This window comes from Paraburkholderia dinghuensis, from assembly GCF_003837865.1.
Lineage (GTDB): Bacteria > Pseudomonadota > Gammaproteobacteria > Burkholderiales > Burkholderiaceae > Paraburkholderia > Paraburkholderia dinghuensis.
On record NZ_RQIS01000007.1, the window covers coordinates 1 to 25,965 of the forward strand.

The following is a 25,965-nucleotide window of genomic DNA, read 5'->3' on the forward strand; positions in this document are numbered from 1 at the left end:
CATCGCCCTCAACGAATCGCTTCATGAGTCACCCGGTCTCAGTGCGTTGATTCAGTTTAGGCGATCAACACGTTTTCACACAGGCTGGACCCGTTGCAGCCATTGAAGATTCTGGAAAGCAGACGGCTGTTTAATCTACTTTGCGGACATCCGTCGACGAGCGGCTGGCCGTACTGACTGTTGCTCACGAGCGGGGCCCTCCACGCTCGTTTTGCCTTTGCGTGAGACGGCGCGCTTGCTGGCACCCTTCGACGAGCGCTGACGATTGCCAACGAGTTCGACCAGCCGTGTCTCGCATTCGGAAAACGAGTACCCGCGCCGCTGCGAGATCATGAACGTGAGGGGCCGCATGTGCCATGCGCGCCGTTTGAGTTCAACAAGTGTGCCGTTCGCGAGGTCTTCCGCAACCAGATGATGCGGCATGTGCCCCCAGCACATGCTTCCCCTGAGCAGATCGTGCTTCGCGCCGAGGTCGTTCACCAGCCACTGGCGTTCACTCGCTACCCCTTGCTGTGTCTTTTCCGCATCGGGCTGATTGTCAGTTACGACGAGCTGGATGTGCCGGCCAAATTCCTCCCGCCGGATCGGCCCCGCGATTGCGGCCAGCGGATGCGATGGCGCACAGACGGTCACCATTTGCACTTCGCATAAATGCTGCCTTTCTATGGTGCTGGGGCTCAGTTCCGGCACGTCCATGATCGTCACCGCCAATGCGCACGTGCCTTCGAGAACCAGGCGCTCGCCACCCTGCATGGTCGTCATTCGCAGATTAATTGCAACCGTTGGAAAGTCCGCCTGCAGGGTACGCAGGCATTCGATCAGGTGTGCACGCGGAAAATAGGTATCCACGGCAATCGAGACCTGTGGGACCCCGGCTTCAGCAATCGAAACCGCGCGCATCTTCATTTCCTCGGTGCGTGAGATCACCCCACGAGCATCAGGCAGGAGGCTGCGGCCCGCGGCAGTAAGCGTCGCTTTGCGAGTGTTGCGCTCGAACAGCAACACATCAAAGGCGCTCTCGAGCGCGTTGATCGCGTGACTGATCGCCGACTGTGCACGCCTCAACTCCCGCGCAGCCCCGGAAAAGCTTCCCTGGTCACACACGGCGACGAACGCCCGAAGTTGATTAATGGTGACGTGGTCCAACATGGCTATCTAAAAACTAGATGGAAAGTATAGATATTTAGTCAATTGGCTTCATGAATCAAGAGATTCAGAATCGTGCTTGTCGCTTTTGTTTCGAAGGATGCATGACATGAACAGACTGAATGGAAAGACCGCCGTGGTCACCGGTGGCGCTACCGGTATCGGTCGCGCCGCAGCAAAGCGCTTCATCGAGGAGGGCGCCTTCGTCTTCATCTTCGGCCGCCGGCAGGAAGCGCTCGACGCCGCTGTGGCCGACCTCGGGTCCAATGCCCGCGCGGTAAAGGGCTCGGTCTCCAATCTGGCCGACCTCGACCGACTCTACGCGGCGGTGAAGGCTGAGCGCGGAACCCTCGACATCGTTTTTGCCAATGCCGGCACGGGAAGCCCGCTTCCGCTCGGCAAGATCACCGCCGAGCACATTGACGAAACCTTCGACACCAATGTGAAGGGTACGATATTCACGGTCCAGAAGGCGCTGCCTCTGATGGGCCACGGCGGTTCGATCATCCTGACCGGATCGAGCGCGGGCACCACAGGCGCCCCGGCATTCAGCGCCTACAGCGCGAGCAAGGCGGCAGTGCGCAATCTCGCGCGGACCTGGGCGGAGGATCTGAAGGGCACCGGCATCCGGGTCAACGTGCTGTCGCCCGGGGCGACGGCGACTGAACTCGCGAAGGAAGCGCTGGGCGAGGAGGGCCAGAAGGTCTTCGCGTCGATGACTCCGCTCCAGCGCATGGCCGATCCGGCGGAGATCGGGGCAGCGGCTGCCTTTCTCGCATCGCCGGACAGCAGCTTCATGACCGCCAGCGAGGTCGCCGTTGACGGCGGCCTTGCTCAACTCTGATGCGCTACGCGCTACGGCGCTCAATTCGAATGTTCGGAGAGCCGCAGTGCGTGACAGACAAGGAAACTATATGAGCTACGCAATTATCGGCTTCGGCGAGATCGGCCAGGCACTTGCCAAGGCGTTTGCCCGCAACGGCATCGAAGTATCCGTTGCGACCACGCGCGACCCTGCAAGCTTTGCATCCGACGCAGCCGCAATCGGACCCGAGATCATTCCCAAAACCCTGGCGGAAGCCGTCGAGGCAAACATCATCTTTTTGGCTGTCCGTTTCGAGTCGCATCCGGAGGTCGCGAAGGTGCTCCCCAGCTGGGAGGGAAAGACCATCGTCGATGTGATGAACACATTAGCCCCACTTGAGGAACTGAACGGTCTCCCGTCCTCTGCCGTCGTCGCGAAGGCGTTCACCGGAGCCAGGCTGGTGAAAGGCTTCAACCATTTAGTCGCTGCCGTCCTTGGCCAGGACCCGGCCGTGCAAGGTGGCAGGAGAGTCGTGTTCCTGGCGGGCGACGATGACGGCGCCGCAGCCGAGATCGGTGCGCTTGCGGAAAAGCTCGGTTTCGCGCCGATCAAACTTGGTGAGCTTTCGGAAGGTGGGCTGCTTGTCCATGCGCGCGGAAATAGCTGGGGTCACCTGATCTTCAAGGACCTGGTCAAGTTCGATTGAGGGACAACGGTCTCCGGATATTTCAAACGGGCCTCGGAGCGAACCTGAAAGCCGTCAAACCGATGTGGTTGGGCTCGCCGTCATGCGAGTGCTCCAGCGCCGAAGTGCGGGACGAACTCGTACAACTGGAGAAGAGCGATTACAACGCGAGGGACGATGTGAACTATCCGGCCAACCTGCAGCGCGCAGAAGCCATCCTGGCTGAGCAGAAGAACGGGATTGCGGCTTACGGGCCGGATGAACACGGTGGATCCGAATCCGGTAAGTAAGCGTCCTGCTCCAGTTCTAGTCGTCGTACCTATATAACGGGCCCGATCGCATTGGCGATCGGGCCCGTTTTGGTTGTCCGCGCAACGTTTTCCGCTCCTCTTACAGCAAATGAGATTTTCATTACGGCGAGCGTGGAACTTCTCGCCGCACCTCCTGTCTTGAAAACTCCTCGGCTGCTCTTCTCCCGGTAGCCACCTTGGCCAGTCAGGGCCTCGTGCACCCCTCACGCGTGTTCAGGCACACGTGAGGGTGCAAGGCACGGCGGACCGTTCCCATTTCTGCTCACGCTTTGCACGGACACGCTGGTCCGTCGACATTGAGCCGAAGCCGCACGGCGCATCAGGGAAGGCAAGGGGGCCGGGCCGCCTGCAACGGCGCACAGGACGATCCGGTCGTGTTCTGCGACGTTTTGTCTGAGGTATATCCCTAGTGAAAACGATGATGCGTTTCGCGACGGTTATTCTTGCGCGGCGAAAAGTTATGCTGGAGAATCTACAAAAAATTCCACGAGCCACATCGTGGCATACACAAAGCGCCGAGATGGCCGCGTGTTCGTCAAACTGGAGACACCACAATGAACGAATTGACAGCCCAGAGCGGGGTAGCCAGGTCGAGTAGCGGCTTGTACCGCAGCTGGTTCCTGTTGCTGCTGGTCCTGATCTACGCGTCGAGCTTCGTTGACCGGATCATCATCGCCGTCGTCGGTCAGGCGATGAAGGTGGAGATGAACCTGAGCGACCTGCAACTCGGGCTGCTGAACGGCCTCGCGTTCTCAATCTTCTATTCCCTGCTCGGATTGCCCATCGCGCGCCTCGCGGAACGCTTCAATCGCGTTGCGCTGATCGCAATTTCGATCACCGCGTGGTCGGTCATGACGGCGCTGTGCGGTACGGCCGGCGCGTACTGGCAGTTGCTGCTCTATCGCCTTGGCGTTGGCATTGGCGAAGCGGGCAGCACGCCGACCTCCCACTCGCTGATCTCGGACCAGTTCGGTCCACGCCGCCGCGCAAGCGCGCTTTCGATCTATGCGCTCGGTCCGCCCATCGGCGTGCTGTTCGGCGCGCTCGGCGGCGGCTGGGTGGTGCAGCACATGGGCTGGCGTCCGGTGTTTTTTGTGGTCGGATTGCCGGGTCTCGTATTCGGTCTGCTGGCCTGGATCACGCTGCGCGAGCCGAAGCGGGGCGGTGCCGAAGAAGGCGCCGCGCGCAATCTGGAAACGGTGCCGCCGCTTCGCGATGTGCTCAAGGTATTGCTGAAGAGCCGGGTGTTCGTCCAGATGCTGTTGGGAACCATGATCGGCGGGTTCGGCCAGTACGGCATCAATCTGTTCATCCCCGTCTACCTGACGCGCGTCTACGGTCTGAGCTATGCAGAGGCTGGTCTGATCTTCGGTCTCGTGATCGGCGTGGGTGGTCTCATCGGCAACCTGCTCGGCGGCCCACTGGCCGACTGGGCCAGTGCAAAGGACCGCCGCTGGTATGCCTGGGTCCCCGCGATCGGCACCGGGATTGGTTTTCCGCTCGTCGCGACCGCGTTCATGTTGAACCAGTGGCCGGTTGCCGTTGCGCTGCTGTTTGTCGCCACGATCGCGCTCAGCATGTGGAACGGCCCCACGTTCGCAATCGTGCACAGCATCGTCGAGCCGCGCATGCGTGCCACGGCATCGGCATTCGTGTTCCTCCTCATGAACCTGGTCGGCCAGGGCCTCGGCCCGGCAACGGTCGGCATGTTGAGCGACCGCTTCGCCTCGCGTCTCTTCACACAGGGCCAGTTCCACCTGTCCTGTGCAGTCGCTGGCCCTCACGGCGCGCATGGTCCGGCGGTGCAAATGCAGGGTCCGCTCGCTGCAGCCTGCCACGATGCGTCGGCCAATGGAATCCGCTACGCGATGCTGGCAGTGAGCATCGCGCTCGTCTGGTCGTCAGTGCACTACTTCCGCGCTTCACGTCATTTTTATCGCAATAAGCAGTCCTAAGAGGTAAACGTAGATCAATAGCAATAAAGCGTGCTCGATAGCCCGCGATACATGGAGATCATAAAGTGAAGAAGAAGTTCGTTCTGGGTGCGATGGCGGCCGCATTGGCAGGAACCGCACATGCGCAAAGCAGCGTGACGCTGTACGGGATCATCGATAACGGCCTCACCTATGTGAACAACGCTGGCGGACACTCGCTGTTCCGCATGGATGACGGCATCAACCAGGCTTCGCGCTGGGGCTTGCACGGGGTCGAGGATCTCGGCGGCGGCCTGAAGACAATCTTTACCCTCGAAAACGGCTTCTCGCTCAACACGGGGCAGGCCGGCCACGGCGGCGCGCTTTTTGGTCGTCGTGCTTACGTAGGACTGCAAAGCGAGACGTTCGGTACGCTGATCGCCGGTTACGACTACGACTTCATTTACGACTATGTGTCGTACTACACGAACGTTGCGCAGTTCGCGCCGTCTTACTCGTTCCATGGTGCCTACGACATCGACCGCCTCGCGGGCGAACCGGTCAGCAACATGGTGCGATATGAAACGCCGAACTGGCACGGCTTTGGCGCCGGCGTGATGTATGGCTTCAGCAACATCCCGGGCGCCTTCGCCGGCACGCCGTCCGGTACCCCGCGCGTGATCAGCGCGGGCGTCAAGTACAGCCCGACCGGCTCGTTCAATGCGCCGTATTCGATGGCTGCGGTCATCACCAAGACCGATGGCGGCAACGCGGCACGCGGCGTCGGGACGATGGCCCAGGTCGCGCTCGATGCTCAATCGATCTATACGGTCGCGGTCGGCGGTATGGTGAGCCTGACCGACAAGCTTGCGCTGAACGGCGTGTACACGTACACGAACGCTTCGAAGAGCCCGCTTGGCGTCGTCGTGGTCAACGCGTACGAGGCCGGCCTGAGCTACAAGCTCTCGCCGTTCCTCACGCTGGGCGGCGGTCTCACGTATGTGGACCAGCGCAAGCTCGGCAAATACAACCTCTACAGCGCCGGGATCGACTACCGCCTTTCGAAGCGGACCGACGTGTACACGTTCGGCACCTTCCAGCACGCATTCGCGGGCCAGAAGTTCGCCGACAACTTCCTCGTCTCGACGCCGTACTCGGTGCCGGGCGCGGGCGGTTCGCTGTTCGGCAACAACGCTTCGACCACGGCCAATCAGCTGGCCGTCCAGGTGGGTATCCGCCACACCTTCTAAGCGCGCCTGCGCTGCGGGTGCCGGTGCCGGTCAACCCGGCCCGGTACCCGCTGCGGCGTGCTCTGCGCCGCGTCATACGGACAGGATTGGGTCGCGTTTGGGTTGGGTATACCAACGCGGTATCATATGGACTTTCAATATCCCTGCAGGCCACTGGCTGGCCTGCAGCCTTCTCAAACCCCAATGTCCGCCATTCGATGAGTCAGCCCCCAAAAATGAGCCGTTCGGCCGAAATCAAGGTGCTCCTGGAATCGGAAATCGAGCGAGGTGACCTTGTGCCCGGCGCGGCGCTCGACGAGCGAGCGCTCGCAGCGCGCTTCAACGTGTCGCGCACGCCCATCCGTGAGGCGCTGCAACAGCTTGCCGCGCAGCAGTACGTACAGATCGTGCCGCGCCAGGGTGTGTTCGTCACCAAGATGACCGTGCCGCAGCTGCGCAACATGCTGGAGCTGCTCAATGAGCTGGAGGCCGTCTCGGCGCGATTCGCCGCACGGCGCATGAGCGATTCACAGCGCGTCGAACTGCAACGGACTATCGAAGAAGGCGTCGATGCCCTGAATCAAAGCGACGCGCGCCGGTTTGCCCGCAGCAACGCGGAATTCCACGAGGTCATTTGCCAGGCATGCCATAACGAATATCTGGCCGATCAGATCCGTTCGATCCGTCGCCTGATCTCGCGTTACCGGCCCAAGCCGTTTCTTGCGCCCAGCCGGCGCGAGAAGGTGATCGCGGACCATCAGAAGCTCGCTCAGGCGCTGGTTTCGGGCGACGAGGCCACCGCCGAGGCCATCATGGCCGAGCATTCGCCGGGCGGCGATGCCGGGTTTTCCGAGTTTCTCGCCACCTTGCCTGCTGAGTTCTTCAACGATGCGCCGGTCACCATGCCGCGCGAAATGTCGACGGCGGAAGGTGACCACGAAAATAACGGGTCGCACGTGAATTGATCACGCGGATGATTGCGTGGGCCCGACAAAAAACCCGGCATTGCCGGGTTTTTTCATTTGGGGGCGCCTGATTTGAGTCAGGTCTTCGCCGCGGAGGGAGAGCGACGTGGACCCCCGGCCACGTTTCGATGCCGGGGGCAAGAGCCAGGTGCTCAGAGATCGGCGAAACGGCCGTTTTCCGCTGCGAGCTTCGCGAGCAACGGGGCCGGCTTCCACCAGTAGCCGTACTCTTCGTACAGGCGCTTGATGTCCGCACAGACATTCGCGAGGCCGATCTGGTCCGCGTAGTACATCGGGCCGCCCTTTCTGGCCGGGAAACCATAGCCGGTCACATAGACGATATCGATGTCGCTGGCGCGCAGTGCGATGCCCTGTTCGAGCAGCTTCGCGCCTTCGTTGATCATGCCGTACATGCAGCGCTTGATGATCTCCTCCTGCGAGATCGGACGGCGCGTGATGCCCATGCGAGCCGATTCCTCGACGATGTACCGCTCGACTTCCGGATCGCGATGCGGCGTGCGGTCGCCGGCTTCGTAACGGTACCAACCCTTGCCGCTCTTCTGGCCGAGGCGACCCATTTCGGTCAGCTTCATGATCAGGTCGTTCCAGCGGCGGTCGGTCGGACGCGTGGCCATCTGGGCCTTGCGCGTCTGATAGCCGACGTCGTTGCCCGCCATGTCGTGCACCGCGAAAATACCCATCGCGTAGCCGAAATCCTTGAGTGCGGCATCGACTTCGTGCGGCAGGGCGCCGTCTTCAACGAGGAAATGGGCTTCGCGGTTGTAGTTGCGGAACAGCGCGTTGCCGATAAAGCCCGGATACACCTTCGCATAGACCGACACCTTGCCCATGCGGCGGCCGAGTTCCATCAGCGTGACCACGGCTTCGTCCGAGGTCTTGTCGGCCTGCACCACTTCCAGCAGGCGCATCACGTGTGCCGGGCTGAAGAAGTGCGCGCCGACCACGTCCTGCGGACGCTTCGTGACACCCGCGATCTCGTCGATGTCGAGACCCGAGGTGTTGGTCGCGAGAATCGCGCCAGTTCTGGCGTGCTGGTCCAGCTCGCGAAAGATGCCTTGTTTGAGGCCCAGGTCTTCGAACACGGCCTCGATGATGATGTCGGCGTCCTTGACGTCCGCGATCGCGGTCGTGCCGGTGATCAGCGCCATACGCTGGTCGCGCATGGCCTCGTCCAGCTTGCCGCGCTTGATGCTGCCGTCGTAGTTGTCGCGGATTCGCCTGAGGCCGCGTTGCAGGCCCTCATCGTTGGCGTCGACGAGCACAACCGGAATGCCGGCCGCCACGAGTGCCATGGCGATACCGCCGCCCATGGTGCCCGCGCCGATCACGGCGGCCTGCCTGATCTCCAGCGGCTTGACGTCAACACCGACCGGAATCTTCGCGGCGGCTTTTTCGGCGGCCTTCACGTGCGCGAGCGCGGCGTTTTCCTGCAAAGTGAGTTCTGCGGGTGCGTTCATGCGGGCGTCACTCCGGCTTGACGAGTTTGGCATTACCGTCCACGAAATTCTGCAGACGTGCGGCGGTTTCGGGGGAGCGCATCATGTTCGAGCTCATGTACTCGAGGAACAGGCCGTCCTCGTGCGAGAGATCGTTGACGCGCGGCAGCAGGTTGGTGATGCGCCAGTTCGTGTCGGGCACGTTCTGGGCGATCTTCGCCGCGATTTCCTTCGCCTTCGCGAGTGCGCCGCCTTCCGGCGTCACATAGGTGATGATGTGCTCGCGCTGGCCTTCTTCGGCGTTGAGCAGACGGCCCGTCAGCATCATGTCGGCCATCACGGTGTAGCCGACCACGCGCTGGATGCGCACGGAGCCGCCGCCACCCACGAAGATGCCGCGCTGGCCTTCGGGCAGGCCGAAGAAGCAGGTGGTGTCGCCAACGCGCACATGCGCCGCAGTCGCCAGTTCGAGGCCACCGCCGACCACGGCGCCGTGCAGTGCAGCGACGAACGGGATCGGTCCGCGCGCGATGATGTCGAACACTTCGTGCCACGAATGACGGCGGCGCTTTTTCGGCGGCGCGGTCTGGCCGGTGGCGCGCGACAGCGCTTCACGCAGATCGAGGCCGGCCGAGAAGTTGCCGCCGTGGCCGAAGATCACGCCGCACATGGCTTCGTCGCCGGCGCGGTTGACGGCGTCGCGCAGTTGCGCGATCACATCCTCGTTGATGGCGTTGCGCTTGTCGGGGCGGTTCAGCCCGATCATCGCGACGGCGCCGTCGAGTTCATAGGTAACCAGGGTGTCGCTCATTCTGAATTCCGTTTGCTGAATGCGTGGGGTAATGGCCGTGCGTTACAGGTCGAGCACGACGCGGCCGCTCTTGCAGCGCGACACGCACACCTGCATGACCTTGCCGCTCGCCTTGTCCGCGTCGGACAGGTACGTGTCGCGGTGATCGATCTCGCCGCTCGCGACCTGGACCGTGCACAGCCCGCAATAACCAGAGCGGCAGTCGTACATGACGTCGGTGCCGTTTTCGATGAGCGTGTCGAGCAGCGATTTGTCGGCGGGCACCGTGAGCAGCTTGCCCGACGACTTGAGTTCGACTTCGAACGCAGTGTCCCCTTCCTGCGGGGTGGCCTCGGTGAACAGTTCGTAGTGCAGATCGCACTCATGCCAGCCGCGCTTGCGCGCACTCGCGAGCACGGCGTCGATCATCCCCGCCGGGCCGCACACGTAGATCGGCTGGTTCACCTGCGCGTCGTCGAGCAGCGCGTCGATGGACAGGCGCGTGGCCGCGTCGTCGTCGGCGTGCAGCACGAGACGCTCGCCCGCGAGCTTGCGCAGTTCCTCGACGTACGGCAGTGCGTCGCGCGTGCGGCCGCTCAAATGCAGTTCGTAGTCGCGTTGCTGCGCGGCGAGTTCGGCGGCCATCGACGCCATCGGCGTGATCCCGATGCCGCCCGCGATGAGCAGCACGCGCGGGGGCGCGGCGAGCGGGAAGTGATTGACGGGCGCGCGCGCGTTGAGCGTCGCGCCGACCTCGAGGGCGTGCATGTGGCGCGAGCCGCCACGCCCGTCGTCTTCCAGCCGGATGCCGAGCCGGTACGCAGGTACGCCATCGCGCGGATCGACGGACGCGTCCAGATTGATGAGCGAGTACGATCGCCATTGCGGCACGCCGCCCGCGCTCGCGGGAATCTCGATCTGGAGGTGCGCGCCCGGCTCGTAGCCGGGCAACGGTGCGCCGTCCGCCGCTTCGAGCATGAACGACTTGATCAGCGAAGTCGTCGTGTCGACCGCGGCGACGCGCAGCGTGAGCAACAAGGGGGCAAGCATCGAAGTCATTCCCGGTTACGCGTTTTCGGTCAGGACGCGCCAGTCGGTGCCGGTCGGCAATACGCCGCCGATCGACACCGCGCGCGCGTAGTCGAGCTCGGGGTTGTCGGCGAGCGTGGGCGTCTTGCCGGCCATGAACTCGCGCGCCGACTTGAGCAGCAGCGCACGCACGCGCAGCACCGCGCCGTCGGCGGAGCAGAGCTGTTCGGTGGTGCGGTCCGCAATCGGGCCCTGTCCGAGGAACATCGCGAAGTCTTCCGTCCCGAGGTGCTGGTAGAAGCCCGTCGCGTGGCCGCGCTTCATCAGATCGCGGTTCTGGCCGAAGTTCTCGGCACGCGTGCCCGGCGGCAGCGGCGGGAAGTTCCACACGTCCGGCGTCGCCGACATGACGGTCATGCCGAGCTTGCGCGTTGGGTTGAAGTGCACGAACCATGCGCGGTGCGTGACGTCGTCGACCGGCGTCGAGAAGAACACCGTGCTCGGGCTGTTCGCATCGGGCGCGCAGATGATGCCGTACCACGGCATCACAAAGTTGTTCACGCGCGCATAGGTCTTGCCATCGGGCAGATCGCGCAGCGCGGCATAGCGATAGCCGTACGGACGGTCCTCGAATTCGAGGCGCGGCGCGAGCGCCTTCGTCATGTGCATGCGCTCATTGCCGCCGCCCGCGGTGATCTGCGTGGTCGATTCGTGCAGTACGCCAACGTGCGACGAATCCATCGACGCTTCCACGCCCTGCACCCAGTTCGTCGGCACTTCGACGCTCGTCACCGAGCGCTGTTCGGCGGGGAGGTTCGTGAACGGCAGGTCGGGGAAGCGCGGCGGCGTCTCACCCTTGCCGAGCCACACCCAGACGATGCCGCCGCGTTCCTCGACGCGGTACTGGCTCGTCTTCACGCGCTTGCAGAACTGCTCCTGGTCGCCGACCTGGTTCGGCGCTTCGACGACCTTGCCCGCGACGTCGATCTTCCAGCCGTGATAGATGCAGCGCAGGCCGTTGTCCTCGTTGCGCGCGACCATCATCGACGTTCCGCGGTGCGGGCAGCGCTCGTCGATCACGCCGGCGTGGCCGTCGGTGCCGCGAAACGCCACGTAGTCGGTGCCGAGCAGGCGCACGAGCACGGGCGCGCCGTCCGCGACGAGCTTCACCGAGGGCACGGCCGGAATCCAGTAGTGCTGGCGGATCATTTCGCCCATCGGCGCGCCGTTGTCGACGCGCGTGAGCAGGACGTTGTCTTCAGCGGTCATCGCCATGATCACGCTCCTTTGTAGTTGCGGAACGCGCGCGTGTAGACGCGTGTGCAGTTGCATTCGAAGATGTTCTTGCGCTGCTCTTCGGTCAGCCACTCGATGCTGTCGATCACCGGCTTCATGTCGTCGTAGTCGCGGCCCGTAACGGGATCGCGCGCGCTGCCCGTACCCGGCTTTTCGGTGCCGAACAGCACGTTGTCGGTGCCCGCCACCTTCAGCAGCAGTTCGATCGAATCCTTCGAGTAATTGCAGGTGTCGAAGTAGAGCTTTTTCAGTTGTTCGTCGAACGTCACCGGGCTGTTGCGGCGCACGGACCACGAACGGAAACGGCCCATCTGGTAGGGGATCGCGCCGCCGCCGTGCGCGACGACGATTTTCAGATTCGGGAATTTCTCGAACACCTTCGATTCGAGCAGCGAAATGACCGCGATGTTTTCTTCGTTGATGAACTTCAGTGTGTACGACTCGCGCGGATTGCAACTGCCGGCCGAGTGGATCAGCGCGGGCACGTCGAGTTCGGTCATCGCTTCGTAGAGCGGATACCAGAACGGGTCGCCGAGACCGGCCGGCGCGGGGCCTTCACCTTCGGTCGGGTCCGGATTCAGCAGCGTGCCGACGAAGCCCAGTTCGTTCACGCAACGTTTCAGTTCGGCGACGCACTTCTCGGCCGGCGATTCATTCATGTGTTGCGGCAGGCCCGCCACGCCGCGGAAACGGTCCGGGAACATGTCGACGAAGCGCTTGATCAGGTCGTTGCAGTGACGCGTCCACAGTTCGGTCACGCGCGCCGGCTTTACCGAGTGCATCTGCAGGTACGGGCGCGGCGAGATGAACTGGATATCGGTGCCGACTGCGTCCATGCTGCGCACGAGTTCCTCGGCCTGCTTGCGCACTGCCTCGTCGGGGATGTTCGGGTTCGTCGACGGGTTGGCGCGGCCGCCGACCAGTTCCGCCATGTAGCGGAAGCTTTGCGGAGGCATGACGACGTGGGCGTGGGAATCGATGATCATGGTTGAGCCTTGGGTATCGTGACGGGGATGTTCAGTGATGCGATCGATCGCGCCGTTCAGGCGATGACCGCGAGGGTTTCCAGTTGCAGCGCCATGCCGTGCTGAAGGTCGTGCACGACGATGTGGCGCGCCGGCCGTTGCGCCGGGTCAGGCCAGAAGGCGAGCCAGTGCGCGTTGATGTATTCGCGCACCGAATCGTCCTTGACGTAGATGGTGAGCTTCACTACGTCGGCGAGCGTCGCGCCTCCGGCATCGAGAAAGTGCTTGAGGTTGTCGAACGCGAGGCGGGCCTGGTCGGCGGGGACGGCGGCGAGCTTGCCGGTTGCCGGGTCCTTGCCGGCGATCGCCGACGAGCACAGCACATTGGCGACGCGCGCGCCCACAGGGATCGGGGCATTGTGCGCGAGGCCGGGGACGTCGATGGAGCGGGGCATGGAGTCTCCTCCGTATCTAGGTTTGTTCAGGACGGCCTGGAATCGCGATCCACGCCGAAATCGAAAAAGTGGCGCGGCACGGCCGCGAGGAATTCGGAAAAGCCGGTGGTGCCGGCGGGTACGTGACGCAGCATCACCTCGGCGGCTTTCTTTTCGTCGCCGGCCTGGATCGCGCGGGCGATCTCGAAGTGCTCCTGCAGCGAGCGGCTGATCTGGCTGCGGTTGCGGAAGTCGGCGACGCGATAGCGCTCCGACTGGCGGCGCGCTGCGCGGATCTGGTCGGCGAGGCATTCGTTGCGGCTGCCGTCGTAGATCGTGTTGTGGAAGAGCGCGTTGGCGCGCGCATACTCGGTGGCGTCACCCTCTACTGCAGCCTGCTGGCAGGCAATCAGCGCGCGGTCGAGCGCTTCGTGCAAGTCATCGCTCGCGCGGCGGGCGCAAAAGCGCGCGCAGAGCGCTTCCAGTTCGCCGATGTATTCGAGCATCGAGCGAACCTTTGCGATCGACAGACGTGACACGGCAACGCCCTGACGCGGCGAGATCACGACGAGATCGCGCGCGGCCAGATGCTGCAGCGCCTCGCGTACCGGCGTGCGGGACACGTTGAAACGTGCCGCGAGCGCGCGTTCGTCGATCGGCGTGCCCGGTGCGAGGACGCCGGTCTCGATCTCCGCCTGCAGCGTCTCGCGGATGTCGTTCGCAAGGCTCGCGCGCATGCGCGGCGCCGCTGCCGGCAGATCGGTCGTTTCGCTGTCGCGCTCGACGGAAAGGTCGTCTACAGGTTTCATGGAAGGCGGGGTTAGTGTTCTGATGGCTTAAATATACCAATGTGGCTTGCTGGTATTCAATAGCGGGTTTTTCTTATGCGCAGGTTTTGGGCTGGGCAGGAGCTCGCCATTTCCGACTAATATGTTGTAAATCAATTGGATATCGGCGATATATACATTCGCCAAGCCGGAGATAGGGGAAAACGCTAACCGCAAAAATTGGCCTCTGGTGTATTGAGAACCAGCTTCTGGTATGCCAGAATGCTCCTCATTCGACGTGATCCTGGTATGCCAGCGCCGGGGTCCCTATCAAGTCAAGAAGAGGCAAGATCCGATGAGTCAGTCATTACCCGATACCGCAGGCGTCCAGTCTGTGGAGCGAGTCCTCAAGCCGAAATCGATTGCGATCGTCGGCGCTTCCGCCGACCCGCGTGCGTTCGGCAATTTCGTGCTGCAAAACCTCGAACGGTTTGCTTACGCTGGTGAGATCCACCTCGTTTCGCGCAGCAGCCAGGAAATCAACGGCCATCCGTGTGTCAACAGCGTCGAGGCATTGCCCAGGGGCATCGATCTGGCGGTGCTCTGCATTCCGGAAGCGGGCGTGCTCGATACGGTGCGCACGCTCGGTACGCTGGGCGCGGGTGCCGCGGTGATCTTCGCGTCGGGCTATGCCGAAGCCGGTGATGAAGGCCGTGCCAAACAGGAAGAACTGGCGCGTGTGGCCGCCGAGGGTGGTGTTGCGCTGATCGGCCCGAACTGCATGGGGTTCACCAACTTTGAAGCCGGCGTGCCGGTGACGTTCGAGGCGGTCAACCCGTACCCGGCCGGCGGACGCCGCGGCGTGGGCGTGGTGGCGCAGAGCGGCGCGATGGCCGCTAACCTGCGGGACGCCTTCATGGGCCGCGGCCAGCCGCTCACAGCCACGGTGTCGACCGGCAACGAGGCCAACCTCGGTATCGAGGACTATCTGGCGTGGTTCGTCGCCGATCCGCAGACGAGCGCGATCGCGGTCTATGCCGAGCAGATCCGCCGTCCGCAGTTGTTCCTGCAACTGGCGCGCGAAGCGCGCGCGGCCGGCAAGCCCATTGTGATGCTGATGCCGGGCAAGAGCGCCCGCGCCCGCGAAGCGGCGCAGTCGCATACGGGCGCGCTGGCCGGCGACCACGCCACCGCAAGCGTGCTGCTCTCGCGCGAAGGCGTGGTGGTGGTCGATTCGCTTGACGAACTGTTCGATACAACGACGATTCTGGCGCGTTTCCCGGTGCCGCCCGCAGCCGGTACGGCCGTGATGACGGCCTCGGGCGCAGTCAAGAACATCACGCTCGATTTTGCCGAGGATATCGGCCTCGTGCTGCCGACCCTGACCGAGCCGACCATCAAGAAGCTGACCGATCTGCTGCCCGACTACGCGGTGGCCGACAACCCACTCGACTACACCACGATCGGTGTGCGCAATCCGGGTCTGATTGGCGAACTGATCGATACCGTGCTCGCCGATCCGAATATCGGCAGCCTCGTGCTGTCGATCATGGGCGGTCCGTCGATCGCGCAGCGCGACAAGGCCGACCACCTGGTGCCGGCGCTCGCGCGCGCCACCAAGCCGGCTGTGCTCGCCGTGATGGGCGACAACAACCAGCTCGAAGATTTCTTCACCGACGCGATTGCGGCGAGCGGCGTGCCGTTCTTCCGTTCTCCTGATCGTGCGCTGCGTGCCTGCGCTCGTGTGACCTCCTACGGTGAATCGCTGGCCCGCGCGGAGCGTGCCCGCAAGGACGAGCCGAAACCGATCCCCCTGCCGGGCGCGGTGCCGGCCAACGGCATCTTCGCCGAATACCAGGGCAAGGGCTGGCTCGCGGCTGCCGGTCTGCCGGTGCCGAAGGGCGGCCTCGCCACCTCGATCGACGAGGCGCTGAAGATTGCCGGCGACATCGGCTATCCGGTCGTGCTGAAGGCGCAGGCAAGCGAATTGCCGCACAAGAGCGACGTGGGCGGCGTGGTGGTGGGTCTCGCCGATGCGGCCGCGCTGCGAGCCGGCTGGGACAAGCTGCACGCGAGCGTGTCGTCGCATCGTCCCGAACTGAAACTCGACGGCGCGCTCGTCGAAGCGATGGGCCCGCGCGGTCTGGAACTCGTGGTCGGCGCGAAGCGCGACGCGGACTGGGGCCCGGTGGTGCTGGTCGGCCTCGGCGGCATCTTCATCGAAGTGCTGAAGGACGTGCGCCTCATTCCGGCTGACATGGCCGAGGCGGACATTGTCGTCGAACTCGGTCGTCTCAAGGCCGCTGCGATGCTGCAGGGCGTGCGCGGTGCAGCCGGTGTCGACGTGCGGGCCGTTGCGAAGGCCGTGGCCGCTATCGGCGACCAGATGCGCGCCAACCCGGAGATCACCGAAATCGACGTGAATCCGCTGGTCGCCTATCCGGATCGCGTGCTGGCGCTCGACGCACTGGTCGTGTGCGGCGCGCAGGGTCCGGCGCATCACTGAATACTGCAGAGAGAGGGGACACAAAAATATGAAGCTCGAATTCTCCGCAGAGGATCAGGCTTTCCGCGCCGAAGTGCGCGAGTTCGTGAAGAACAACCTGTCGCCGCGCCTCAAACGCAAGGTCGAACTCGGCCTGCGCATCGAGCGCGAGGACTACGTCGAGTGGTACACCAGACTGTACGAGAAGGGGTGGATCACGCCGTCGTGGCCGAAGGAGCACGGCGGTCCGGGCTGGACGCACGTGCAGCGCTATATCTTCGACGAGGAGACGCTGCTGGGCGGCGCCCCGCGTATCGTCGCGAGCGGCATCAACATGCTCGGACCGGTGCTCAACGCGTTTGGCACACCTGAGCAAAAAGCCAGATACATTCCGGCCATCCGCCGCAGCGAAACCTGGTGGGCGCAGGGCTTTTCGGAGCCGGGCGCGGGTTCGGACCTCGCTTCGGTGCGCACCACGGCCGTGCTCGATGGGGATCACTTCGTCGTCAATGGCCACAAGGTGTGGACTTCTTACGCTCACTGGTGCGACATGATGTTCGCGCTCGTGCGCACCGATCCGGCCGCCAAGCCCCAGGAAGGCATCTCGTTCCTGCTGATCGACATGCATGCACCGGGCGTGGAAATCCGTCCGATCAAGATGCTCGAGGGCGGCACCGATCTCAACGAGGTCTACCTCGACAACGTGCGTGTGCCGAAGGAGAACCTCGTCGGCGAGCTCAACAAGGGCTGGACTTACGGCAAGTATCTGCTCGGCCACGAGCGCACCGGCATCGCGGGCATCGGGTCCTGCAAGCAGCAGCTCGCGCGCGCCAGGCATCTCGCGAAGCAGCAGGGCCTGGACAACGATCCGCTGCTTCAGTCGCGCATTAGTCGCTTCGAGGTCGAACTGATGGCGCTCGAATTCACGGGCCTGCGCATGCTTAGCGCGAATCAGGCTAGCCGCGTGCCGGCCGTCGAGGCGCCGATGCTCAAGGTGCGCGGCACCGAACTGCGTCAGGGCATCTATGCACTCCTGACCGAAATCGCCGGTCCATACGCGTTGCCGTTCGACGAGCAGGCGATGCAGGACGAGTCCGGCTACGAAGGTCCGAGTCCCGATGAGCTGATCGCAGTCGCGGCGAACTATTTCGACGCACGCAAGGTGTCGATCTACGGCGGGACCAACGAAGTGCAGCGCAATCTGATCAGCCGCGCGTTCTTCAATGCCTGATTCGGAACACGGAATACGAACATGGATTTTTCTCTGACTGAAGACCACGTCGCGCTGCAGGATGCGGTACGCCGCTTCTGCGATGGCGAATATCCCGCGCATCTGCGGGGCAATGCGGAAGACCCGGCGCTTGCGTCGCTGCGCCGCAAGGGGCTGGCCGAACTCGGCGTGACGGGCCTGACGATCGACGACGAGCATGGCGGCAGCGGCTATGGCGCCGTGGAGACGATGCTGGTGGCGCAGGAACTTGGCCGCGCGCTGGGCGGCGCGGGCTGGCTCGCGAGCGGCCTGCCTGCTGCGGCGCTGATCGGCGCGGCCGGCAGCGATGCGCAAAAGGACGCGTGGCTGGCGGATGTCGCCGCTGGCGAGAAGGTGCTGGCGTTCGCGGTCGGCGAGGCCGACGCGCGTTATGACACGGCGCGTATTGCGGTCTCGGCGACCGAAACCGGCGATGGCTGGAAGATCAGCGGCACCAAGACCATCGTGTTCGACGCCGCCATCGCCGATGCATTCGTGGTGGCAGTGCGTACCTCGGGGCAGCGCGGCGACGAGCAGGGTCTGTCGCTGTTCCTCGTGGACGCGAAGACGCCGGGCATCAGCCTGCGCCACTTCGAAACGATCGACGCACGCGAGGCCGCGCACGTCGCGTTCAAGGACGTGGCCGTGAGCAACGCCGACCTGATCGGCGAAGCGGGTCAGTCATACGAACTGATTGAAGCCGCACTCGACCGTGCGAACGCCGCGCTGGTCGCGGAGTCGGTCGGCGCACTCGAAGCGTTGCTCGATCACACCGCCGAGCACCTGAAGACGCGCACCCAGTTCGGTGCGCCGCTCGCCAAATTTCAGGGCCTCCAGCACCGCATCGCCGACATGTTGATTTCGCTCGAGCAGAGCAAGTCGATGGCCTGCGCCGCTGCGATGGCCATCGACGAGAACGATGCCAGGCGTCGCCGCCGCTTTGTCTCGGCCGCAAAGGCCTATGTCGGCGATGCCTGCCGCACCGCGGGCGAATGGGGTATCCAGTTGCACGGCGGCATGGGCATGACCGAGGAATGCCGCGCGGGCCATTACGCCAAGCGCATGTTCGCGATCAACATGAGCTACGGCGATGCCAGCTGGCATCTGCAGCGCTTCACAGAGCAACGTCTTGCGCAACGGGAGGCCGCATGACGCTGAACGGAGCAGCCTACATCGTCGGCGCCTACGAGCACCCGACGCGCAAGGCCGATAACCTTTCGGTGCTGCGCCTGCATGCCGATGTGGCAAAGGGCGCGCTCGAAGACGCGGGCCTGACCAAGGACGATATCGACGGTTACTTCTGCGCGGGCGATGCCCCGGGCCTTGGCACCACGACGGTGGCGGAGTACCTGGGCCTCAAACTGCGTCACGTCGATTCGACGGAATGCGGCGGTTCGGCGCCGATCCTGCACGTCGCGCACGCGGCGCAAGCCATCAAGGCTGGCCGCTGCAACGTCGCGCTGATCACGCTGGCGGGCCGTCCGCGCGCGGCCGGTGCCGCACTCTCGCTCAAGGCGCCGGACCCGGACGCCCCCGAAGTGCAGTTCGAACTGCCGTTCGGCCCGTCCACGCAGAACCTGTACGGCATGGTCGCGAAGCGCCATATGTACGAGTTCGGCACCACGAGCGAGCAGCTTGCCTGGATCAAGGTGGCCGCGTCGCATCACGCACAGCACAACCCGAACGCGATGCTGCGCAACGTCGTGACGGTCGAGGACGTCGTCAATTCGCCGATGGTGGCCGATCCGCTGCATCGTCTCGACTGCTGCGTGATGAGCGACGGCGGCGGTGCGCTGATCGTCGCGCGCCCGGAGATCGCGAAGAAACTCAAGCGTCCGCTCGTCAAGGTGCGTGGCACCGGTGAGGCGCCGAAGCACTCCGCTGGCGGCAAGATCGACCTGACGTGGTCGGCGGCGAAGTGGTCGGGCGCTGCGGCGTTCGCCGAGGCAGGCCTGACCGCGCAGGACATCAAATACGCTTCGCTGTACGACAGCTTCACGATCACGGTGCTGATGCAGCTCGAAGACCTCGGCTTCTGCAAGAAGGGTGAAGGCGGCAAGTTCGTGATGGACGGCAACCTGATCTCGGGCGTCGGCAAGCTGCCGTTCAACACCGATGGCGGCGGCCTGTGCAACAACCATCCGGCGAACCGCGGCGGCGTCACGAAGGTGATCGAGGCGGTGCGTCAATTGCGTGGCGAGGCCCATCCGGCCGTGCAGGTCAAGAACTGCGACATCGCGCTCGCGAATGGTATTGGCGGCGCGCTCGCGTCGCGTCACACCGCAGGCACGCTGATTATGGAGCGGGAGTAATCATGAGCACGACGAACCAATCGACCGCAGGCGCGCCCGCTCAGGGCGCCACACTCGCGGCCGGTGCGAAACCCGCCGCGAAGCCGGCCGGTCCGCGCCGCATTCCGGCGCCACGCGTGCTGCCCGAGGCGATGCCGTTCTGGGAAGCCGCGAAGGAAGGCCGCCTGCTGATCAAGCGCTGCCAGGACTGCGGCGAGACGCACTACTACCCGCGCGACATCTGCCCGCACTGCATGAGCTCGAACACCGGGTGGATCGACGCGAAGGGCGAGGGCACGATCTATTCGTTCAGCACGATGGGCAAGGACGAGGCGCGCTACACGCTCGCTTACGTGACGCTCGACGAAGGCGTGACGATGCTGACCGATCTCGTTGACTGCGATTCCGCCGCACTGGCGATTGGCCAGCGCGTGAAGCTCGTGTTCAAGCCGAGCGAGGGCGACTATCCGGTGCCGATGTTCACGCCGGTCTGAGACTCAGGGAGGAGACAAGGCATGCCTGCCGATTTCAGGGAACAACATAGCCGGCACGACCCGAAGAAAGGTCCGCTGTCGCGCTTCACGATCATCGATGCTTCGCGCGTGCGCGCGGGCCCCACGGCCATGCGCGTGTTCGCCGACATGGGCGCCCGCGTGATCAAGCTCGAAATCCCGCCCGGCGCGCCCGGCGGCGACGACATGATCGGCGGCCGCGACCACAATCGCGCCGATTACGAGAATCTGCACCGCAACAAGGAAAGCCTGACGCTGAACATGAAGGACCCGGCGGGTCTGGAAATCCTGCGTGAGCTGGTCACTCGCGCGGACGTGTTCATCGAGAACTTCCGTCCCGACGTGAAGGATCGGTTGGGCATCGGCTATGAGGCGCTGCGGGCGATCAATCCGCGTCTCGTGTACGCAAGCATCTCCGGCTTCGGCCAGGACGGTCCGTATGCGCGCTGGCCCGGCTTCGATTCGATCGCACAGGGCATGGGCGGTCTGATGAGCGTGACGGGCAAACCGGGCGAAGGTCCGATGCGCGTCGGCATTCCGATCGCCGACCTGTGCTCGGGCCACTTCTGCGCGCAGGCGATCATGACGGCACTGCTCGAGCGCGAGGCATCGGGCGAAGGGCAGTGGGTGCAGACGTCGCTGCTCGAAGCGCAGATCGCGATGCTCGACTTCCAGGCCGCGCAATGGCTCGTGGACGGCAAGGTGCCGCAGCAGGTCGGCAACGAGCACCCGCTGACCGTGCCGACCGGCGTGTTCCCGACGAAGGACGGGTATCTGAACCTGGCCGCGATCGGCAACTCGATGTTCGCGCGTCTGTGCGAAGCGCTCGGATTGCAGCATCTGGTCGGCCAGCCCGGTTACGAATCGGACCCGGCGCGTGTGGAGAACCGCGATGCGGTCAACGAGGCCGTGAGCGAGCAGTTCCTCACGCGCACCACGCGCGAATGGACCGACGTGCTGATCAAGATCGGCGTGCCGTGCGGGCCGATCTACAAGATCAATGAAGTGTTCGACGATCCGCAGGTCCAGCATCTCGGCGTCGCGTGGCCGGCCTCGCTGCCGGGCAAGGGCGATGTGGCGTTCGTCGGCACGCCGTTCCGTCTGTCGCGCTATCCGCGCGCGGAGCAACCGCGTCTCGCGCCGGAGCAGGGCGAGCACACGCAGGCGATCCTGAACGAGCTGGGTTACTCGGATCAGCAGATTGGCGAGTGGCGCTCGGCCTACGTGGTCTGACGCGCATTCACGAAAGAAGATCAACAGGAGATAGACGAAATGGCACGACTGGTCGCCGGTTTCGGTTCGTCGCACAGCATCATGCTGGTTTGCCAGCGTGAGGACTGGCAGCACGGTTTCAAGCAGGTCGATCCGAAGAACCCGTATTACTTCGATCGCCTCGGCAATCCCACGACCTACGAAGAACTGCTCAAGATCGCGCCCGCCGACTCCGAAGCGATGGTGACCGCCGAAAAGATGGGCGAACGCTACGACCAGGCAGAGGCCGCGATGGACGAGCTGGGCGAGCGCATTCGCGCGGCGAAGCTCGACGTGCTGCTGGTCGTCGGCGACGATCAGACGGAACTGTTTCGCACGACGAACAACCCGGCCTTCGCGATCTACTACGGCGAGACGATCCGCAACGCGAAGCGCGTGAACAGCCCGAACGAAAGCTGGTACGCGCGCGCCCGCACGATGCGCCAGGAGCCGGACGCCGACGTGCATTACCCGGTCAAGGCCGACATGGCGAAGTGGTTGATCCGCGAACTGTGCGACCGCGATTTCGACATCGCCGCGATGGACGGCCTCGAGCGCGACCAGTACGAAGGCCATGCGTTCTCGTTCGTACACCGTCGCCTGATGGGCGGCGCGACCGACCTGCCGGTGATTCCCGTCATCATCAACACCTTCGACGATCCGAACCAGCCGACGCCGCGCCGCTGCATCCAGCTCGGCCGCGCGCTGCGCGAGCTGATCGAGGCGTATCCGGAAGATCTGCGCGTCGGCGTGCTGGCTTCGGGTGGCCTGTCGCACTTCGTCGTCGACGAGGAACTCGACAACAACATCATCGACGCGATCCGCCGCAAGGACAGCGACTGGCTCGCCGCGCTCGATCCGAAAAAACTCCAGGCCGGCAGTTCGGAAATCCGCAACTGGATCATCGGCGTCGAGACGCTCAAATCGCTCGACCTCGAATGGGTCACTTACGTGCCGGGTTATCGCACTGCGGCGCTCACCGGCACCGGTCTCGCGTTCGCGTCGTGGAAGACGCTGGACTGAGCGCTGGGCTGAACATCACTTCGCATTCAACGGAAAGAAGAATTCCATCATGGCTGACCAAAACGTACACCGTCTGCGCCGCCTCGACTGCTGCGCCGTGTCGGACGCGCTGGACAAACTGAAGAAGAGCGGCGTCGTGAGCGGCCTCCCGCAACGCGCGGGCGCCGGCCGCGTCGCGGGCCGCGTCATCACCGTCAAGCTCGGCACGGGCGAAGCGCCGCCGGGACCGCCGGTACACCTCGGCTGCACGGCGATCGAACAGGCCGATGGCGACAACGTGATCGTGGTCGAGCAGCGCAGCGGCGTGGAAGCGGGCTGCTGGGGCGGCCTGCTTTCGCTGGCGGCGAAAGTGCGCGGCGTGGCAGGCGTGGTCGCCGACGGCCCGGTGCGCGACATCGACGAAGCCATTGCCTACGAACTGCCGGTGTTCAGCCGCTCGACCACCGCGCGCACCGCGCGTAGCCGCGTGGTCGAGAAGGGCACCAACGTGCCGGTCGAGATCGGCGACGTGACCGTGCAAGCGGGCGACTACGTGGTGGCCGACAACAGCGCGGTGATCTTCATCGGTGCCGCGGATATCGAAGTCGTGCTCGAAGCTGCCGAAATGATCGTCGCGAAGGAAGCCGCGATGGCCAAGGCGATCCAGTCGGGCACGCCGGTCGGCAAGGTGATGGGCGGCAACTACGAGCACATGCTCAAGTAAGCGCTCTGATAAAAGTTCGGACAACTTTACGAATTCACGCAGGAACTTACTTTATGACCACTCAGGACAATAACGTCGAGCGCGCATCGAAGCTCGATACCGCGACGATTTCGGATGCACTGGACAAGCTCGGCATCGTCGGCCAGTGCTACAAAATCAAGCCGCGCAGCACCGATTTCCGCACCACGGGCCGCGCGTTCACGATCAAGTACGGCCCGCCGTCGACACCGGTGGGCACCGTCGGTGACTTCATCGACGACGTGCCGGTCGGCAGCATCGTCGTGCTCGACAACGGCGGCCGCGAAGACTGCACGGTGTGGGGCGACATCATGACCGAGATCGCGCATCGCCGCGGCATCGCCGGCACGGCGATCAACGGTATCTGCCGCGACGTCGCGCTGTGCCTGAAGCTCGGCTATCCCGTGTTCAGCCGCGATCACTGGATGCGCACGGGCAAGGACCGCGTGCAGATCGAGGCGACCAACATCCCGGTGAACCTCGGCGACGCGCGTGTGGCGCCGGGCGACCTGCTGCGCGGCGATGCTGACGGCATCGTCGTGATCCCTCGCGAGCACGAGGACGCGGTGCTCGACGTGGCCGAGGCGATTCACAACACCGAAGAAGCGATTCGTGAAGCGTGCCGTGGCGGCGTCCGCCTCGACGAAGCGCGCAAACAGTTCAAGTACCACCAGCTGCAAACCAGGGGGAAGTAATGAGCGCTGCGAATAACGTCAAAGAACACGATTCGTCGACCACGATCCGCGCGGACATCGAGCGCCTCGACGCGCGCGTGATCGAGGCCGCACGCCGTCTTCCGGCTGCGTCGCTGCATGAAGCGGGCGGCAAGATCGGCGCATTGCCGATGGCGCTCAAGCCGGTCGCGCAGAACTTCAGGATCTGCGGCTCGGCCTTTACGGTTCACTCGCCGGGTGGCGACAACCTGTGGCTGCACCGCGCGATCGACCTCGCGCAGCCGGGCGACGTGCTCGTGGTCTATGCGAGCGGCGTGTACGAGCATGGCTACTGGGGCGAGATCATGACCACGGCTGCGAAGGTGAAGGGCCTTAACGGTCTCGTGATCGACGGCTGCGTGCGTGACGCGGATCTGCTGGAACAGATCGGTTTTCCGGTCTTCTCGCGCGGCTTGTCGATTCGCGGCACCGGCAAGGACTATGGCGCGATCGGCTGGCTCAACGCACCGGTGATGATCGGCAACGTGGTGGTGTCGCCGGGCGACCTGATCGTCGGCGATCGTGACGGCATCGTCGCGGTTCCGCGTGCGCGCGCAGCCGATGTGGTCGAGAAGGCCGCGAAGCGCGAGACGGACGAGGCCGCGATCTGCAAGCGCATCGAGGCTGGCGAGACCACCATGCAGATTTACAGCTTCCACTGAGAAAACGATGACCTCGAAACCCTCCGCTCATTCGGCAGCGCATTCGGTCGGCCTGGCGCCGGAATTGATCATCGCCGGGCCCATCGCGACGATCACGTTGCGCCGTCCCGACATGGCGAACCGGCTCGAACCCGAGGACCTGCATCTCATCCGCGCCTACATTCGCAACGTGAATGCGCAGCGCGAAGTGCTCGTGCTGCGGCTCTGCGCCGAGGGCCGGCAGTTTTGCGCCGGCTTCAACATCGGCCGCATGGCGGACGGCAATGCGGGGGCGAGCTTCGAGGCGCTCACGAATGAACTGGAGCAGGCGCGTCCGGTGACGATCGCCGCGATCAACGGTGGCGTGTATGGCGGCGCGACCGATCTCGCGCTGGCTTGCGACTTCCGCATCGGCGTCGAGACGACTCAGATGTTCGTGCCGGCCGCGCGGCTCAGTCTGCTGTTTTATCGCGGCGGGCTGCAGCGCTATGTGTCGCGGCTTGGCTTGAACGTCGCCAAAAAGGTGCTGCTTCAGGCGGCGACATTCGATGCCGCGCAAATGCTCGCGTGCGGCTTCCTCGACACGGTCGTGGCGCCGTCGGCGTTGCGCGAGGAGACCGACCGGCTGACCGGCGAGCTGGCCGCGATGGCGCCGCTCGCGCTGCTTGGTATGAAGAAGCATCTGAACCGGATTGCGGTGGGCACATTCGACGCGGCCGCGTTTGAACGCGACATAGCAGAGGCGGACGCATCGGACGATTTGCGTGAAGGCGCGTTGGCCTGGAAAGAAAAGCGCAAGCCCGTGTTTCGCGGTGAATAAGTCGCCTGAAAAAAAGAAATGGAGAGCATAGGTGGAGACCAGCGAAAAGCCGACACTCGCGCGCCTGTACGGTGAAAACGGCGCGCCGCCCATCACGACGACGCTCGGTGCCACGTTTGTGTCGCTGAGCGAGGACACGCTCGAAGCGCGGTACGTGGGCACGCCGGCGTTTCTGAATCCCGCGGGTCAGATACAGGGGGGCATGCTCTGCGCGATGCTCGACGATGTGACGGCAACGCTCGTCACTTCGACGCTAGCCGTTGGCGAGCATTGTGCGACGCTGAATCTGAGCACATCGTTCCTTCGGCCCGCGAAGCCCGGAACGCTGACTGGCCGCGCAACGCTAGTACGCCGCGGGCGTGGCGTCTGCAACGTCAACGGCGAGCTGTGGCAAGACGACCGCCTTCTCGCAACGGCAACGGCGGTGTGCATGATCGTCGCACGCTGAGGCCCGCGCGCGCACTGCA

General features: G+C 64.1%; 26 protein-coding genes. 18 read left to right on the forward strand and 8 right to left on the reverse strand.

Features of this window, described 5'->3' with window-relative positions; genetic code table 11:
• Positions 1-135: 135 nt before the first annotated feature.
• Entirely contained in the window at positions 136-1,149 is a 1,014-nt protein-coding gene (locus D1Y85_RS10870) for a LysR family transcriptional regulator (RefSeq protein WP_124151063.1), read from the reverse strand.
• A gap of 106 nt (positions 1,150-1,255) precedes the next feature.
• Here D1Y85_RS10870 and D1Y85_RS10875 point away from each other — a divergent pair, with 106 nt between their 5' ends.
• The 6 genes from D1Y85_RS10875 (at position 1,256) to D1Y85_RS10900 (ending at position 7,054) form a co-directional block, all read left to right on the forward strand.
• On the forward strand, positions 1,256-1,990 hold the full coding sequence (locus tag D1Y85_RS10875) for an SDR family NAD(P)-dependent oxidoreductase (protein WP_124151064.1): 735 nt from the start codon (positions 1,256-1,258) through the stop codon (positions 1,988-1,990).
• A 70-nt stretch (positions 1,991-2,060) separates the two neighbouring features.
• Positions 2,061-2,657: an NADPH-dependent F420 reductase gene (locus D1Y85_RS10880; protein ID WP_124151065.1), complete on the forward strand. Its 597-nt coding sequence runs from the start codon at positions 2,061-2,063 to the stop codon at positions 2,655-2,657.
• A 62-nt stretch (positions 2,658-2,719) separates the two neighbouring features.
• Complete coding sequence (locus tag D1Y85_RS10885) at positions 2,720-2,926, forward strand: DUF4148 domain-containing protein (protein ID WP_124151066.1); 207 nt, start codon at positions 2,720-2,722, stop codon at positions 2,924-2,926.
• A 575-nt stretch (positions 2,927-3,501) separates the two neighbouring features.
• Positions 3,502-4,902 (forward strand): spinster family MFS transporter, encoded by a 1,401-nt coding sequence (locus D1Y85_RS10890; RefSeq protein WP_124151067.1) that lies wholly within the window; start codon positions 3,502-3,504, stop codon positions 4,900-4,902.
• A 65-nt stretch (positions 4,903-4,967) separates the two neighbouring features.
• The gene (locus D1Y85_RS10895; RefSeq protein ID WP_124151068.1) at positions 4,968-6,110 is read left to right on the forward strand and encodes a porin; all 1,143 of its coding nucleotides are present in this window, start codon (positions 4,968-4,970) and stop codon (positions 6,108-6,110) included.
• Between the two features lie 23 nt (positions 6,111-6,133).
• Complete coding sequence (locus D1Y85_RS10900; RefSeq protein ID WP_246024873.1) at positions 6,134-7,054, forward strand: GntR family transcriptional regulator; 921 nt, start codon at positions 6,134-6,136, stop codon at positions 7,052-7,054.
• 152 nt (positions 7,055-7,206) lie between these two features.
• Here D1Y85_RS10900 and D1Y85_RS10905 read toward each other — a convergent pair whose 3' ends face one another.
• From D1Y85_RS10905 to D1Y85_RS10935, 7 genes are read right to left on the reverse strand one after another with little or no spacing between them, the layout of a single operon-like run.
• Positions 7,207-8,532 carry a 3-hydroxyacyl-CoA dehydrogenase gene (locus D1Y85_RS10905; protein ID WP_124151069.1) on the reverse strand — a complete coding sequence of 442 codons (1,326 nt, stop codon included), beginning with the start codon at positions 8,530-8,532 and terminating at the stop codon, positions 7,207-7,209.
• A gap of 7 nt (positions 8,533-8,539) precedes the next feature.
• Positions 8,540-9,322 (reverse strand): crotonase/enoyl-CoA hydratase family protein, encoded by a 783-nt coding sequence (locus D1Y85_RS10910; RefSeq protein ID WP_124151070.1) that lies wholly within the window; start codon positions 9,320-9,322, stop codon positions 8,540-8,542.
• A 42-nt stretch (positions 9,323-9,364) separates the two neighbouring features.
• Positions 9,365-10,360 (reverse strand): PDR/VanB family oxidoreductase, encoded by a 996-nt coding sequence (locus D1Y85_RS10915; protein WP_246024874.1) that lies wholly within the window; start codon positions 10,358-10,360, stop codon positions 9,365-9,367.
• A gap of 6 nt (positions 10,361-10,366) precedes the next feature.
• Positions 10,367-11,605 carry a Rieske 2Fe-2S domain-containing protein gene (locus D1Y85_RS10920; protein WP_124151071.1) on the reverse strand — a complete coding sequence of 413 codons (1,239 nt, stop codon included), beginning with the start codon at positions 11,603-11,605 and terminating at the stop codon, positions 10,367-10,369.
• Between the two features lie 2 nt (positions 11,606-11,607).
• Positions 11,608-12,612 carry an amidohydrolase family protein gene (locus D1Y85_RS10925; RefSeq protein WP_124151072.1) on the reverse strand — a complete coding sequence of 335 codons (1,005 nt, stop codon included), beginning with the start codon at positions 12,610-12,612 and terminating at the stop codon, positions 11,608-11,610.
• A 56-nt stretch (positions 12,613-12,668) separates the two neighbouring features.
• Complete coding sequence (locus tag D1Y85_RS10930) at positions 12,669-13,046, reverse strand: RidA family protein (protein WP_124151073.1); 378 nt, start codon at positions 13,044-13,046, stop codon at positions 12,669-12,671.
• Positions 13,047-13,072: 26 nt separating this feature from the next.
• Positions 13,073-13,834: a GntR family transcriptional regulator gene (locus D1Y85_RS10935; protein WP_246024875.1), complete on the reverse strand. Its 762-nt coding sequence runs from the start codon at positions 13,832-13,834 to the stop codon at positions 13,073-13,075.
• A 313-nt stretch (positions 13,835-14,147) separates the two neighbouring features.
• Between D1Y85_RS10935 and D1Y85_RS10940 the strand changes: the two genes are divergently transcribed.
• Genes D1Y85_RS10940 through D1Y85_RS10995 form a run of 12 tightly spaced genes read left to right on the forward strand, consistent with a single transcriptional unit; the run spans position 14,148 to position 25,946 of the window.
• Positions 14,148-16,298: an acetate--CoA ligase family protein gene (locus tag D1Y85_RS10940; protein ID WP_124151074.1), complete on the forward strand. Its 2,151-nt coding sequence runs from the start codon at positions 14,148-14,150 to the stop codon at positions 16,296-16,298.
• A gap of 28 nt (positions 16,299-16,326) precedes the next feature.
• A complete protein-coding gene (locus tag D1Y85_RS10945; RefSeq protein ID WP_124151075.1) occupies positions 16,327-17,508 on the forward strand; it encodes an acyl-CoA dehydrogenase family protein in 1,182 nt (393 codons plus the stop codon).
• 21 nt (positions 17,509-17,529) lie between these two features.
• Entirely contained in the window at positions 17,530-18,678 is a 1,149-nt protein-coding gene (locus tag D1Y85_RS10950; protein WP_124151076.1) for an acyl-CoA dehydrogenase family protein, read from the forward strand.
• A complete protein-coding gene (locus D1Y85_RS10955) occupies positions 18,675-19,838 on the forward strand; it encodes a thiolase domain-containing protein (protein ID WP_124151077.1) in 1,164 nt (387 codons plus the stop codon). The genes D1Y85_RS10950 and D1Y85_RS10955 overlap by 4 nt, the downstream gene beginning before the upstream one ends.
• A 2-nt stretch (positions 19,839-19,840) precedes the next feature.
• Entirely contained in the window at positions 19,841-20,311 is a 471-nt protein-coding gene (locus D1Y85_RS10960; RefSeq protein WP_124151078.1) for a Zn-ribbon domain-containing OB-fold protein, read from the forward strand.
• 21 nt (positions 20,312-20,332) lie between these two features.
• Positions 20,333-21,562 (forward strand): CaiB/BaiF CoA transferase family protein, encoded by a 1,230-nt coding sequence (locus D1Y85_RS10965; protein ID WP_124151079.1) that lies wholly within the window; start codon positions 20,333-20,335, stop codon positions 21,560-21,562.
• A gap of 39 nt (positions 21,563-21,601) precedes the next feature.
• On the forward strand, positions 21,602-22,603 hold the full coding sequence (locus tag D1Y85_RS10970; protein ID WP_124151080.1) for a DODA-type extradiol aromatic ring-opening family dioxygenase: 1,002 nt from the start codon (positions 21,602-21,604) through the stop codon (positions 22,601-22,603).
• Between the two features lie 49 nt (positions 22,604-22,652).
• Positions 22,653-23,306 (forward strand): RraA family protein, encoded by a 654-nt coding sequence (locus D1Y85_RS10975; protein WP_124151081.1) that lies wholly within the window; start codon positions 22,653-22,655, stop codon positions 23,304-23,306.
• 53 nt (positions 23,307-23,359) lie between these two features.
• Positions 23,360-24,019 (forward strand): RraA family protein, encoded by a 660-nt coding sequence (locus D1Y85_RS10980; RefSeq protein ID WP_124151082.1) that lies wholly within the window; start codon positions 23,360-23,362, stop codon positions 24,017-24,019.
• A complete protein-coding gene (locus D1Y85_RS10985; RefSeq protein WP_124151083.1) occupies positions 24,019-24,699 on the forward strand; it encodes a 4-carboxy-4-hydroxy-2-oxoadipate aldolase/oxaloacetate decarboxylase in 681 nt (226 codons plus the stop codon). The genes D1Y85_RS10980 and D1Y85_RS10985 overlap by 1 nt, the downstream gene beginning before the upstream one ends.
• Before the next feature lie 7 nt (positions 24,700-24,706).
• A complete protein-coding gene (locus D1Y85_RS10990; protein ID WP_124151084.1) occupies positions 24,707-25,498 on the forward strand; it encodes an enoyl-CoA hydratase/isomerase family protein in 792 nt (263 codons plus the stop codon).
• Positions 25,499-25,529: 31 nt separating this feature from the next.
• Positions 25,530-25,946: a PaaI family thioesterase gene (locus tag D1Y85_RS10995; RefSeq protein ID WP_124151085.1), complete on the forward strand. Its 417-nt coding sequence runs from the start codon at positions 25,530-25,532 to the stop codon at positions 25,944-25,946.
• Positions 25,947-25,965 lie beyond the last annotated feature (19 nt).